Genomic DNA, 13,335 nt, shown 5'->3' with positions numbered 1-13,335 from the left:
ACATCGCGGCCGGTTTTTTTTGTGTTTGGAAGTAAGGCGATGACCAAGACGCGTAACTGGAAGCCTCAGACGGCACTCGTGCATGGCGGGACGCTGCGTTCCGGCTTCGGCGAGACCGCGGAGGCGATGTATCTCACCCAAGGCTATGTCTACGAAACGGCGCAAGCCGCGGAAGCCCGCTTCAAGGGCGAGGAGCCGGGCTTCATCTATTCGCGCTACGCCAACCCGACCGTCGACATGTTCGAGAAGCGCATGTGCGCGCTGGAAGGCGCGGAAGACGCCCGCGCCACTGCTTCCGGCATGGCCGCCGTGTCCGCCGCCCTGCTCTGCAGCGTCAAGGCCGGCGACCACATCGTTGCGGCGCGGGCACTGTTCGGCTCCTGCCGCTGGGTGGTCGAGACGCTGGCGCCGCGCTACGGCATCGAGGCGACGCTGGTCGACGGCACCGACATCGCCAACTGGGAAAATGCGGTCAGGCCAAACACCAAGCTGTTCTTCCTGGAAAGCCCGACCAACCCGACGCTGGAAGTGGTCGACATCGCCGCCGTCGCCGCCTTAGCCAATTCGATCGGCGCGAGGCTGATCGTCGACAACGTATTCGCCACGCCGCTGCAGCAGAAGCCGTTGCAGCTCGGCGCCCATGTCGTGGTCTATTCGGCGACCAAGCATATCGACGGACAGGGCCGCTGCCTCGGCGGCGTCATCCTGTCGGACAAGAAATGGATCGACGAGAACCTGCACGACTATTTCCGGCACACCGGCCCGAGCCTGTCGCCCTTCAACGCCTGGACGCTGTTGAAAGGCCTGGAGACGCTGCCGCTGCGCGTGCGCCAGCAGACGGAAAGCGCCGGCAAGATCGCGGACTTCCTGGCCGGCCGGCCGGAGATCGCCCGCGTCATCTATCCGGGGCGGGCCGACCATCCGCAGGCGGATATCGTGAGGAAGCAGATGTCGGGCGGCTCGACGCTGATCTGCCTCGACGTCAAGGGCGGCAAGCAGGCAGCCTTCGCCCTCCAGAACGCGCTCGACATCGTGCTGATCTCCAACAATCTCGGTGACGCCAAAAGCCTGATCACCCATCCGGCCACGACGACGCACAAGAACCTGAGCGACGAGGCACGCGCCGAACTCGGCATCGGGCCTGGTACGCTCCGGCTCTCCGTCGGTCTGGAGGACACCGACGATCTGCTCAACGACGTCGAACAGGCGCTGAAGGCAGCGCGGTAACGGCCACGGTGGCCGCAAAGAGATTGCCTGAGCCGCAACCGGCTCAGGCAGTCTCTTCGAGTTCGGTCATCTCCCCGGTGCGGATCGTCATGGCGTTGCCGCGCCATTCGACGGCTCCGCCCAGCCAGCCGCGCGCCCAGATGGCGGGAAGCATCGCGTCGCGGACGATCATGGCGGTCACACTGCGCGGCGACAGGTACCAGCCCTTGGACCAGGCAAGCAGGCATTCCGGCACATAGGCTACCGCCAGCACGCAAAGCGCTGTCGTCGGGAGGCTGACGCCGGCGCTTTTTGCCGCAATCAGCGCGAATATCAGCGGCAGCGCGATACCGGTGAGTATCTCAGGCGCGAAGAACAGCGGGAAGGTGACGCGGCGCAGCCGCGCCCAGCGCGCCTGGCGCGACCAGACTTCGGCGAGCGTGCGCTGGCCGAGCGGCTGTTCGAAGGGCGAGGCCACGAGATTGACCCGGAGGCCTAGGCTGTTGACCAGCTTGGTGGCCGCCGCATCTTCGGCGGCCTCGGCGGCCAGCGCCTGGATGCCGCCGTTTGCGTCGAGCATCGACTTGTTCCACAACATGCTCTTGCCCTGAGCGAAGCCAAGGCCGACCGCCTCGCCGGCATATTGCCAGCGCGCCTGCAGCGTGTTGAGGAAGGCGCATTCGACCTCGGCCCAGAAGCCGTCCGGCCGCGAGCCGACCGGCGTCGAGCAGACGAGGCCGGTATCCCGTCGCCAGGCCGCCATCAGATGCTGGACATAGTCCTTGGGCATCAGCACGTTGGAATCGGCAAGAATCACCCAGTCGTGCCGGGCCGCCTGCCAGCCCTTGACGCAGTTGTTGAGCTTGGGATTGGCGCTGATCCTGTCCTCGCCGATCAAGAGCCGCGCCGGCACGTTCGGGAAGCGCGCGATCGCGGCATTGATCAACTTGACCACCGGGTCTTCCGGTTGGGTGACGCAGAAGATCAGCTCATAACGCGGCCAGTCGAGCGAGAAGGCGCGCTTGAGCGTCTCCTCGGCGAATGGCTCGACGCCGCGCGACGGCACGATGATGGAGACCGCCGGCTGCTTGCCGGCGAACGGAGGAATGAAGCGCCTGGGCTTCAATCGCGACGAGGCGAGCAGGATGCTGGCAAAATTGGAAAGAAGAATGGCTGACGAAGCAAAGGCGGCTGCAAAGGTCAGTTCCATCGAGTTCTGGTCACTCCGGAAGGGCCGCCCGCGGCCGTTTCATCAGTCGACAGAGCGCCCGAGTCGCCCGCATAGTTTCTGCACACCAACATTGTCATGTGTCACTTAAATGACATTGTTTTTCGGCAACTGCGCTAGAATCTGGCAGGATGGACGGCGCTTCGTGTAACAACCGCGAAGCGCGGTAAATGTTCCCTAGCCGGCAAACCGGAGTGGCCCATGTATCGCGCCGTGACGCGCAACATCGAAGTGCAGGTCAGGCCGTTCTATCTGGAGGATCGTTCCGATCCGTCGGAGGACCGCTATGTGTGGGGCTATCAGGTGACGATCGACAACCGGTCGGACGAGTTCGTGCAGCTTCTGTCGCGCTATTGGCACATCACCGACGGACGCGGCCGCGTCGAGGAGGTGCGTGGCGCCGGCGTCGTCGGCGACCAGCCGGAACTCAACCCGGGCGACAGCTACCAGTACACGTCGGGATGCCCGCTCTCGACGCCGTCCGGCATCATGGTCGGCCATTACACGATGCGCAACGGACGCGGCGAGACGTTCGATGTCGCCATCCCCGCCTTCTCGCTCGACATGCCGGGAACGAGGCGGACGGTGAACTAGGACAGTTGGCGAAATCCGGCGCGGGAGGATTTTCTCCCCGGGGGAGAAATGCCCGGTCCACCCTCCGCAGCTGCTGCGGAGGACGGGCAGGGCAATGAGGGCGGCGCTAAGGTTACGAGATTCTTTCGGACGGAGCGAGGGGTTCCGACATCGCCGACGTTGGCGCTGCCCCTCATCCGCCCCTTGGGCACCTTCTCCCCGTAAACGGGGAGAAGGAAGGGCATTTCACTCGGCCGCGAAATCCGCCGGATCGAAGTCGTACTGCGTCGAGCAGAACTCGCAGGCGACATGGATGCCGCCGTCCTCGGTGCTGTCCTCGATCTCCTCGGCCGAAAAGCCTTCGAGGATGCCGCGAATCTTCTCACGCGAGCAGGAGCACTGGTCGGCGACGGGAACGCTGCGGAAGACGCGCACGCCGTGCTCGTGGAACAGCCGGTAGAGCAGCCGCTCGGTACCCACCGAGGGGTCGATCAGCTCCGTCTGCTCGATGGTGCCGAGCAGCGCCAGCAATTCCCGCCATGAATTGTCGGCCGGGTCGTACGCCACGTCTCGCGGATCGCCGTCGCCACCCGAAATATCGGGCACGCGCATGCGCTCCGGCGCCTGCGGCAGGAACTGCGCCAGGATGCCGCCCGCGCGCCATTGCTCGCGGGCGCCGCCCGGACCCGGCGTCACCAGCTTGGCAACCGACATCCTCAGATCGGTCGGGATCTGCTCGGACTGGCGGAAGTAGGTGCGCGCGGCGTTCTCCAGCGACGTGCCGTCGAGTTGGACGATGCCCTGATAACGCTGCGTGTGGGCGCCCTGATCGATGGTCAGCGCCAGAACACCGGTGCCGAGCAGCTTCTCTTGCGAAGTCTCGCCCGAGGCCACCAGCGCCTGCAGCCGGTCGGCGTCGAAGCGCGCATAGGCGCGCAGCGCATGCGGCGTGGTGAAATCGGCCACCAGCATGTCGACCGGCCCGTCGGTGCGGGTCTGCAGGATGAACTTGCCCTCGAACTTCAGCGACGTGCCGAGCAGCACGGTGAGCACGCAGGCTTCCGCCAGCAGCCGCGCGACCGGTTCGGGATAGTCGTGACGGCTGAGAATGGCGTCGAGCATCGGCCCGAGCTGCACGGTGCGACCGCGCACGTCGAGGGGCGCCACTTCGTAAGGCACGACATGATCGTCGCCGGCGAAGCCGAATTCACCGAGTTTGGGTTGATGATCAGCCAAAGGACGGGTTTCCAACATGACAAAGCTCCGGGGCGCGTCCATCCCGCTTTGCAGGCGGCATGGGTCGAAGCGCGTTCGATTTGCGTGATGGCCCGCAAATAGGCATCACACATCGCCAGATCAAGTTGGTCCGTTTCAAGACAAGCCGGTTCAAGTCGGGCCTTCTCAAGCGCCCAGGCACCAGGCCAGCACAGCTTTCTGGGCGTGCAGCCGGTTTTCAGCCTCGTCGAACACCACCGAATGCGGCCCGTCGATCACGTCGTCGGTGACCTCCTCGCCGCGGTGCGCCGGCAGGCAATGCATGAAGAGCGCGTCGGACTTCGCCTTGGCCATCAGCGCGGCGTTGACCTGGTAAGGCAGGAAGACGTTGTGGCCGCGGGCGCGATGCTCCTGGCCCATCGACACCCAGCTGTCGGTGACGACGCAATCCGCCTGGTCGACTGCCTCCTCGGCCGAGTGGGCAAATCTGACCTTGCCGCCATTGGCCTTCGCCCAGTCGACGTATTTCTCGAACGGCTCGCTGCCCTCCGGCACCGCGACGTTGAGGTTGAAGCGGAACCGCGCCGAGGCTTCGAGCAGCGAGTGCAGCACATTGTTGCCGTCGCCGGTCCAGGCGAAGGTCCTGCCGGCGACCGGACCGCGATGCTCCTCGTAGGTCATGATGTCGGCCATCAGCTGGCACGGGTGGGTGTCGTCGGTGAGCCCGTTGATAACCGGAACGGTGGCGCTCTCGGTGAGCTCCAGCAGCCGGTCATGCGAGGTGGTGCGGATCATGATGGCGTCGACGTAGCGCGACAGCACCTTGGCGGTGTCGGCGATGGTTTCGGAACGGCCGAGCTGCATTTCGGTGCCGGTCAGCATGATCGTCTCGCCACCAAGCTGGCGCATGCCGACATCGAAGGAAACGCGGGTGCGCGTCGACGGCTTGTCGAAGATCATGGCCAACACCTTGCCTTCGAGCGGCTTCGAACGCTCGCCGGCCTTGAGCCTGGTCTTTCGCGCCACCGCATCGTCCAGCATCGAGCGCAGGTCGCCGGCGGAAACGGCTGACAGGTCGGTGAAGTGGCGAACACTCATCGGCAAATTCCAGAATTACTTCGCGGCTTCGGCCGCAATGGCGTCGGTCAAGCCCTTGGCGCCGGCGCGGATGCGCTTCAGCGCCTCGCCGATCTCCTCGTCGGTGACGGTGAGCGGCGGCAAGAGACGAATGACGTTGTCGCCGGCCGGCACGGCGAGCAAGTGCTGATCGCGCAGCGCCATGTTCACCTTGGTGTTGGGCATGGCGCATTTCAGCCCAAGCATCAGGCCGGTTCCCCTGATGCCTTCGATGACGTCGGGATATTCGTCTACGATCGCGGCAAGGCCCTGCTTGAGCAGCAGCGCCTTGCGCTGGACATCCTCGAGGAAGCCGTCGGCCAACACGACGTCGAGCACGGCATTGCCCACCGCCATCGCCAGCGGATTGCCGCCGAAGGTGGTGCCGTGCACACCGGCCGTCATGCCGGTGGCGGCCTCATCGGTGGCGAGGCAGGCGCCCATCGGGAAGCCGCCGCCGATACCCTTGGCAATCGCCATCAAGTCGGGGGTCACACCGCTCCATTCATGTGCGAACAGCTTGCCGGTGCGGCCGATACCGCACTGGACCTCGTCGAAAATCAGAAGCAGGCCGTGCTGGTCGCAGAGCTGGCGCAGGCGCTTCAGCGACTGCGTCGGCACCGGGCGGATGCCGCCCTCGCCCTGCACCGGCTCGATCAGGATCGCCGCGGTCTCCGGCGTGATCGCCTTTTCGGCGGCGTCGATGTCGTCGAACGCCACCTGGTCGAAACCCTCGACCTTCGGTCCGAAGCCTTCGAGATATTTGTACTGGCCGCCGGCGGCGATGGTCGCCAGGGTGCGGCCATGGAAGGCGCCCTCGAAGGTGATAATGCGGAAACGCTCCGGATGGCCTTTGACGAAATGGTAACGCCGCGCCGTCTTGATGGCGCATTCCAGTGCCTCGGCGCCAGAATTGGTGAAGAACACCTTGTCGGCAAAGGTCGCCTCGACCAGCCGTTCGCCCAGCCGGCGCTGCTCCGGGATCTCGTAGAGGTTCGAGACGTGCCACAGCTTGGCGGCCTGCTCGGTGAGCGCCGCGACCAGATGCGGATGGCTGTGGCCCAGCGAGTTCACTGCGATGCCGCCGGCGAAATCGAGATATCGCTCGCCCTTGTCGGTGACCAGCCAGGTCCCCTCCCCACGGTCGAAAGCCAGGGGTGCGCGAGCAAAAGTCTCGTAAAGCGCCGAACCGCTCATTATATGCGCCTCCGGAACCGGAAATCAAAAAAGCCGCCAATGCGGCGGCCTTTGCGGCTTATCATGTTTTTCGGCCATGAAGTCAACGAAAACGTCGCGCAGAAGCGCGCGGCAAGTCCCCGACGGCACGCCGGCTCATGAGCGGTCAGGCAAGTTGGGGAAAACCGAAAAAACCGAATCGTGTTGCCCTGGGGACTCTTGTCACCGAGTCAGCGCATAAGGTAATTGTAGTTGAGAAATAGCTAGATTTCGTGCGGCGGATCTAATCACCCGGTATATGTGGTGTTGTTTGCCCGGCGGGAGCCGGGGCGCGAAGGGATTCTGACTGCCGTACGCCTCAGCAGGAGCGCGGTCTCATGAACTGGACTGACGAGCGGGTCGAACTTCTCAGGAAATTGTGGTCGGAGGGTCTGAGCGCCAGCCAGATCGCCGCACAGATCGGCGGCGTGAGCCGCAACGCCGTCATTGGCAAGGTGCATCGCCTGAAACTGTCGGGCCGCGGCCGCGCGACCGCCGCGCCGGCGCGCCAGAAGAAGGCAACGCAAGGGGCCTCGATGCAGAAATCGGTGGCTCGAGCCGCAAGTGCTGCACGTCACGTGACGGCTTCCATCGGCGCTACCGCGCTGCAGGTGCAGTTCGACGCGGAGCCGGTGGCGCGCCACTACATCCGCCCGGTCGAAAACGTCGTGGTGCCGATCTCGCGCAACCTGCAGCTCGTCGAGCTGACCGAGCGCACCTGCAAGTGGCCGAACGGCGATCCGCTGTCGGAAGACTTCAGCTTCTGCGGCAACGAAGCCGCAGAAACCGGCCCGTACTGCAAATATCACGCCCGCGTGGCGTTCCAGCCGGCGGCGGAGCGGCGGCGGGCGCGGTGAAGGTGAATGGTGAATGGTGAATGGACTTGCGGCAATTAACGGCCGCGTGAAATACCCTTCAACTATTCACTATTCACCATTCACAGCCACCCATTCTTCCTGAACCGCCAATACAGGAACGCGCAGATCAGCGCGATCGCCACCAGCACGCTCGGGTAGCCATATTCCATCTTGAGTTCCGGCATATCCGTAAAGTTCATGCCGTAGATGCCGGCGAGGGCCGTCGGCACTGCCAGGATGGCTGCCCATGAGGCAAGCTTCTTGGAGATCGCCGTTTCCTGGCTCTGTCCGACCAGAAGGCTGGCTTCGAAGGCGAAGGCCAGAACCTCTCGCAGGCTGTCTACCTTCTCCTGCACGGTACGGATGTGGTCGGTCACGTCGCGGAACAGCGGATGCATGGCGGCGTGGATCTGCGGCAGCTCGGCGCTGGTGAGCCGCCGGCAGACCTCGACCAGCGGCAGCGCCGCGTTGCGCAGCCTGAGCAGGTCGCGACGCAACATGTAAAGCCGCTCGATATCGGTGCCGCTCATCGGCTTCAGCAGCACCTTGTCCTCGATCGCCTCGACCTCGTCCTCGATCTGCTCGAGCACCGGCATGTAGTTGTCGACGATGAAATCGAGGATGGCGTAGAGAACGAAATCCTCGCCCTTGGCCAGCGATGACGGGCAGCTTTCCCAGTGCTGGCGCACCGGGGCGTAGGAGGTCGACGGGCCGTGCCTGACGCTGACGATATAGCCGGTGCCGACGAAGAGATGGGTTTCGCCGAAGGTGACGCGGCCTTCGATCAGCTGGGCGGTGCGGGCAACGATGAACAAGGCGTCGCCATATTGCTCGATCTTCGGCCGCTGATGCGGGTGCTCGGCGTCCTCGATCGCCAGATCGTGCAGGTGGAACTGCGCCTGCACCCTGAGCAACAGGTTGCGGTCCGGCTCGAGCAGGCCGATCCAGACGACATGGCCGGGCCTTGCCGCCCATACACCAGCCTCTTCGATCGGAATGTCGGCGATGCGCTTGCCGGCGGAATAGACGCTGGACGCAATGATGCCGGATGTCGGCTGGCGGGCCGGGGTCAGGTTTCGAATTTGTTCCATCGCAACCTCCCGAGACAGCGACTGACAAAATCGCTGCACCTGGAGGAGCTTAGCCTAAATTAGAAGGCCGTTCGAGAGGCCGCCTGTTCACTTAGCCGATACCGTCCCCGGGGACACCACCTGGTCGGTCTTGTCGCCCTTCGGTCGATCGGCCGGCATTTGGTCGCCGGTGACGATGTAGTAGATGGTTTCGGCAATGTTGGTGGCGTGGTCGCCGATGCGCTCGATGTTCTTGGCGCAGAAGAGCAGATGCGTGCAGGGCGTGATGTTGCGCGGATCCTCCATCATGTAGGTCAGGAGCTCGCGAAACAACGAGGTGTACATGGCGTCGATCTGGTCGTCGCGGTCGCGCACGAAGCCGATCTTGTCGACTGAGCGCGAGGCATAGACGTCGAGCACTTCCTTGAGCTGCGTGAGAGCGAGGTTGGCCAGCGCCTCGAGGCCGCGGAACAAGCTGTTCGGCTGGCGGCCGTCGATGACCGCCGCGACGCGCTTGGCGACGTTCTTGCCGAGATCGCCGACGCGCTCGATGTCAGCCGAGATGCGGATGGCGCCGACGATCTCGCGCAGATCTGTCGCCATCGGCTGGCGCTTGGCGATGATGATGATCGCCTTGTCGTCGATCTCGCGCTGGCTTTCGTCGAGGACGAGATCGTCCTGGATGACCTTCTGGGCGAGGCCCGGATCGGCGTTGACCAGGGCCTCGATCGCCTGCTCGACCATGCGCTCGGCATGCCCGCCCATGGCGGCGATGCGCTTGGACAGGAATTTCAGCTCTTCGTCATAGGCACTGACAATGTGAACGGATTGCATGGATATGCCTTCCCGGTGTCCGCCGGCTGCGTTCCCTCAATCTGTCGCTGATACGCGAACCGGATGACAGAAAGACGAAATTGCCGGTCAGCAACCAATACACAATCAGCGAGCCGGCAAATGAACCGTGAACGCCGCGCCCTTGCCGACTTCCGACTTGATCGACAGTCTAGCATTATGACGCGTCAATATATGCTTGACGATGGAAAGGCCAAGGCCGGTGCCTTTCTGGGTCCGGCTGTTTTCGACATCGACGCGGTAGAAGCGCTCCGTGATGCGGGGAATATGTTCCTCGGCAATGCCGGGACCGTAGTCTCTTATGGTGACGTCGATGCCGGCATCTGGGCCATCCTCGCTGGCAGCGACGGATACGGTAACGCGCCCGCCTGACTGGCCGTATTTGCAGGCATTTTCCAGGAGGTTCTCGAAAACCTGGAAGAGCTCGTCCCGGTCGCCGGGCACGGAAATCGGCCCAGCGATGAAATCCCGTTCGATGACAAGACCGTTCTCGCTGGCCAGCGGCCCGAGGGAATCGATCACGCTGTCGATGGTCTGGCGGAGATCGACCTCCGTTCCCGGCCTCAGATAGGGTTTCATCTCCAGCCGCGATAGCGACAGCAGGTCGTCGATCAGGCGCGCCATGCGGCCCGTCTGGTTCTGCATGATCTGCAGGAATTGGTCGCGCGCCGCCGGATCGCTGCGCGCCGGGCCGCGCAAGGTCTCGATGAAGCCGGCGATCGAAGCGAGCGGAGTGCGCAGCTCATGGCTGGCATTGGCGATGAAGTCGGCGCGCATCCGATCGATGCGGCGCGCCTCGCTCTGGTCCTTGAACACCAGCACGTAGAGATCGGTGGCATGGCCGACCGAGGACGCGCTCACCCGGTATGTCCGCTCCACGGGGAGCTTTTCCGTGTAATCGACGACATCGGAGGCCACGGCTCCCGAGACGATGCCGTCCAGCAAGACCTGCATTTCCGGCGCACGAAATTTGAGCGACAGCGACATGCCGGGCGCCAGCCCGCCGAAGGCAGCGAAGGCGGCCGCGTTGGCGTGGACGATAGTGGCGGCCTGGTCGAAGATGATCAGCGGATCGGCGACGGCCGCCGCGAGATATTCGCCGGAGAGCCGCTGCAGGCCGCCCGCCTCGATCGCCGCCGCGTCGTCTGCGGCTTGCCGCTCCACGTGGGCGGGCAGCATCGCGGCTGCGACCAGCAGCGCCATGGCCAGCAGCGGCACATAGATCGAAACGCCGCCGAAGCCGTAGACCATGAGAACAGCGACGACGGCCGCGGCCAGCAACCAGCGGCTGCGCCGCAGCCGGGCGACGATGGCTTGCGTCGCGCCTTTCCGCTCTGCGCCTGTATCGACCATGCGCTGCCCCGTATCCCTCCGCCGGTGAGACCTCACCGTACTAGCGCATGACGCCGGAAAAATCGGAATCGATTTTCTGGAATGTTCATGCGCAAAATCAAAGTGCTACGAGGCGTTGCCTCCAGACGGACGCAACGCCGTGGAGGCTCCCATAGCATGAGTCCGCAAGCTGGAAAGGTTCGTCTCGATGAAAAAAGCCAAGGAAGAAGCCGAAGCGGCGCCTGCCGCGGGGCCGATCAAGATCAAGATCGGCGATGTCGAACGCGAGTTCGACATCGACAATCCCGTGCTTCCGGACTGGATCGAGGACAACAAGCTCGCCGCCGGCGGCTATCCCTACGACAAGAAGATGAACAGCGATGACTACGAGAAGGAGCTCGAGCGCCTGCAGATCGAGCTGGTCAAGGCGCAGGCCTGGCTGCAGGCGACCGGCAAGCGGGTGATGGCGCTGTTCGAGGGACGCGACGCGGCCGGCAAGGGCGGCACGATCTTCGTGCTGCGGCAGTACATGAACCCGCGCACGGCGCGCAACGTGGCGCTGACCAAGCCAACGTCGCCGGAGCTTGGGCAATGGTATTATCAGCGCTATGTCGACCATTTCCCGACCTCGGGCGAGTTCGTCACCTTCGACCGCTCCTGGTACAACCGCGCCGGCGTCGAGCCGGTCATGGGATTCTGCACACCGGAACAGCACGAGAAATTCCTCGACGAGACGCCGCATTTCGAGCGCATGATCTCAAACGAGGGCATCCACTTCTTCAAATTCTGGCTGAATATCGGCCGGGAAACTCAGCTCGAACGGTTCCACGACCGGCGTTGGTCGCCGCTGAAGAACTGGAAGTTCTCGCCCATCGACATCGCCGGCATCAACAAATGGGATGACTACACCAAGGCGCGCGATCTCATGGTCGAGCGCACCCACAAGGAGTTCGCGCCGTGGATCATCGTGCGCGCCAACGACAAGCGCCGCGCACGGCTTGCCGTCATCCAGCGGATCCTATTGTCACTGCCATATGCCGGGCGCGATCTCGACGTCATCGGCAGGGAAGACAAGAAAATCGTCGGCGAAGGGCCGTCGTTCCTGGAGAAATAGCTTTCCGAGACGTGACATTCGGGGGCGCCCGCCGACTTTCGTCCGACTTACAGCGCCGCGCATCTTCCGGATGCGCGGCGCTGAGGTTTTACGAGAGTGCTCAGGCGGCCAGGCGGGCGATCCGCTGCAGCCGCTTCAGCGTGGCGTCGTCCTGGAGCGCCTGCTGGAACAGCGATATCTCATGATCGATGCGGTCGCATAGAACGTCCGTATCGCCCTTGAGCAGACCGCGCGTCTGCAACAGCGCGGCAACCGGCTTCTTGGCGAGCTGCCTTGCCCGCGCCAAGGCCGTCTCCTCGGCGCTGCCTTCAACGACCTCGCCGACCAGGCCGAGCGCCTTGGCGTCGTCGACGCCCAGGGTGTCGCCGAGGCAGAAGAAGCGGAAGGCGCCGGCGTAGCCGAGCTTCTGGGGAGCCAGGATGCTGGTCGCCGCGTCCGGCACGAGGCCGAAATCGACGAACGGCACCCTGAAAGTGCTCCCTTTGGAAGCAATCACCATGTCGCAGTGAAACAGGATGGTGCAGCCGACACCGACGGCATCCCCGTCCACGCAGGCAAGGACCGGCTTGGGGAAGGTCGCAAGCATGCGGAACATGTCGGTGACGGCGGCGATCAACTGCTGATGCTTGGTGGCGTCGAGGAACTCCGAGAAGTCGCCGCCGAGGCAGAAGCAGCCGGCAAGGCCGCGCAGCACGACCACACGAACGTCGTCATTGACGGCGGCTTCGTGGAAAGTCCTTGCGAGGCTCGCATAAGCGTGCCGGTCCAGCACCGGCCGACCGTCATGCGAGGACACGGTGACGACCAGCGTGTGGCCGCGCAGCTCGGGTTCGGGATGGAAGCTCATGACCGCCTCCATCACGAAGCCTGCCTCAGACCGAGCTGACCGGGATAGCCCCTGGTCAGCACCGGCAGGAAGTGGTTGCGGCGAGCACGGACCACCTCCAGCGTATGATCGGTGAAGGTGAGCAGCGTCGCCACGACCTGCTGGTTGCCGTAAGTGCGCTGGTAGCCAAGCGGCGTCGCCAGGAAGTGCAGCTGCAGCGCCCGCAGCACCCACATCGGTTCGAACTCGATGATGACCTGGTTGACGTTGCGCTTGAGGCCCCATTCGACGAAGCCGGCGATCAATTCGGTGCCGACCGTCGAGACGCCGCGCTTGCCGTCACGAAAGCCCGGCGCCACCGCGTAGCGGGTGAGCTCCCAGATGTTCGGCCCCGAGGGGGACGTCCCTTCGCAGAGGTCCGACAGCACGTCCGTCAGGAGATGCGGCCGCGTCGTCGGTAGCATGCGCTGGTAGCCGGCAAGCTCGCCGTTGCGGATGACGAGGTGGTGTTCGGCCTCCTCATGGTCGAACTGATCGATCTCAAGCTGGTCCGGACGATCGAGATCGGTCCATCCCATCTCCTCGACGAAGATCCTGTAGCGCAGACGATGGACCGCTTCCCAGAGGTCGGGACGTTCCATCAATTCCTGGGTGGTGAGGGAAAATAGCATTAGCCGTCTCCTAGGCTTAAGAGGAAGATACGGCCGGGCTTTCCCGAAAATATTACGCGA

The 13,335-nt window shown here is 64.0% G+C and carries 13 protein-coding genes; 4 read left to right on the top strand and 9 right to left on the bottom strand.

Annotated elements, in window-relative coordinates; translation table 11 throughout:
* Window positions 1–39: 39 nt before the first annotated feature.
* Window positions 40–1,227, top strand: a complete 1,188-nt coding sequence (locus tag P9236_RS19820) for an O-succinylhomoserine sulfhydrylase (protein WP_278076172.1) — start codon at window positions 40–42, stop codon at window positions 1,225–1,227.
* A 43-nt stretch (window positions 1,228–1,270) separates the two neighbouring features.
* Here the strand turns inward: P9236_RS19820 and P9236_RS19815 are convergent, their stop codons facing one another.
* Entirely contained in the window at window positions 1,271–2,416 is a 1,146-nt protein-coding gene (locus tag P9236_RS19815) for a ceramide glucosyltransferase (RefSeq protein WP_278076171.1), read from the bottom strand.
* A gap of 219 nt (window positions 2,417–2,635) precedes the next feature.
* Between P9236_RS19815 and apaG the strand changes: the two genes are divergently transcribed.
* The gene (apaG, locus tag P9236_RS19810; protein ID WP_278076170.1) at window positions 2,636–3,028 is read left to right on the top strand and encodes a Co2+/Mg2+ efflux protein ApaG; all 393 of its coding nucleotides are present in this window, start codon (window positions 2,636–2,638) and stop codon (window positions 3,026–3,028) included.
* Window positions 3,029–3,253: 225 nt separating this feature from the next.
* On the opposite strand, the gene P9236_RS19805 is transcribed toward apaG, so the two are convergent.
* The 3 genes from P9236_RS19805 to P9236_RS19795 form a co-directional block, all read right to left on the bottom strand.
* Window positions 3,254–4,285 (bottom strand): Hsp33 family molecular chaperone, encoded by a 1,032-nt coding sequence (locus P9236_RS19805; RefSeq protein WP_278076169.1) that lies wholly within the window; start codon window positions 4,283–4,285, stop codon window positions 3,254–3,256.
* Between the two features lie 123 nt (window positions 4,286–4,408).
* Complete coding sequence (gene argF / locus P9236_RS19800) at window positions 4,409–5,320, bottom strand: ornithine carbamoyltransferase (protein WP_278076168.1); 912 nt, start codon at window positions 5,318–5,320, stop codon at window positions 4,409–4,411.
* A 15-nt stretch (window positions 5,321–5,335) separates the two neighbouring features.
* On the bottom strand, window positions 5,336–6,535 hold the full coding sequence (locus P9236_RS19795) for an aspartate aminotransferase family protein (RefSeq protein ID WP_278076167.1): 1,200 nt from the start codon (window positions 6,533–6,535) through the stop codon (window positions 5,336–5,338).
* Window positions 6,536–6,891: 356 nt separating this feature from the next.
* Here P9236_RS19795 and P9236_RS19790 point away from each other — a divergent pair, with 356 nt between their 5' ends.
* A complete protein-coding gene (locus P9236_RS19790; protein ID WP_278076166.1) occupies window positions 6,892–7,410 on the top strand; it encodes a GcrA family cell cycle regulator in 519 nt (172 codons plus the stop codon).
* A gap of 80 nt (window positions 7,411–7,490) precedes the next feature.
* Here P9236_RS19790 and P9236_RS19785 read toward each other — a convergent pair whose 3' ends face one another.
* The 3 genes from P9236_RS19785 to P9236_RS19775 form a co-directional block, all read right to left on the bottom strand.
* Complete coding sequence (locus tag P9236_RS19785) at window positions 7,491–8,501, bottom strand: magnesium and cobalt transport protein CorA (protein WP_278076165.1); 1,011 nt, start codon at window positions 8,499–8,501, stop codon at window positions 7,491–7,493.
* A gap of 87 nt (window positions 8,502–8,588) precedes the next feature.
* On the bottom strand, window positions 8,589–9,314 hold the full coding sequence (gene phoU / locus P9236_RS19780; RefSeq protein ID WP_278076164.1) for a phosphate signaling complex protein PhoU: 726 nt from the start codon (window positions 9,312–9,314) through the stop codon (window positions 8,589–8,591).
* A 105-nt stretch (window positions 9,315–9,419) separates the two neighbouring features.
* A complete protein-coding gene (locus P9236_RS19775) occupies window positions 9,420–10,685 on the bottom strand; it encodes an ATP-binding protein (RefSeq protein ID WP_278076163.1) in 1,266 nt (421 codons plus the stop codon).
* Window positions 10,686–10,872: 187 nt separating this feature from the next.
* Here P9236_RS19775 and ppk2 point away from each other — a divergent pair, with 187 nt between their 5' ends.
* Complete coding sequence (gene ppk2, locus P9236_RS19770) at window positions 10,873–11,778, top strand: polyphosphate kinase 2 (RefSeq protein WP_278076162.1); 906 nt, start codon at window positions 10,873–10,875, stop codon at window positions 11,776–11,778.
* A 100-nt stretch (window positions 11,779–11,878) separates the two neighbouring features.
* On the opposite strand, the gene P9236_RS19765 is transcribed toward ppk2, so the two are convergent.
* A complete protein-coding gene (locus P9236_RS19765) occupies window positions 11,879–12,625 on the bottom strand; it encodes an enoyl-CoA hydratase-related protein (protein WP_278076161.1) in 747 nt (248 codons plus the stop codon).
* A gap of 11 nt (window positions 12,626–12,636) precedes the next feature.
* Entirely contained in the window at window positions 12,637–13,275 is a 639-nt protein-coding gene (locus P9236_RS19760; protein WP_278076160.1) for an acyl-homoserine-lactone synthase, read from the bottom strand.
* Between the last annotated feature and the right edge of the window lie 60 nt (window positions 13,276–13,335).

Source organism: Mesorhizobium sp. WSM4884, assembly GCF_029625675.1.
Taxonomy (GTDB): Bacteria; Pseudomonadota; Alphaproteobacteria; order Rhizobiales; family Rhizobiaceae; genus Mesorhizobium.
This window is presented reverse-complemented; position numbering and strand designations above follow the sequence as displayed.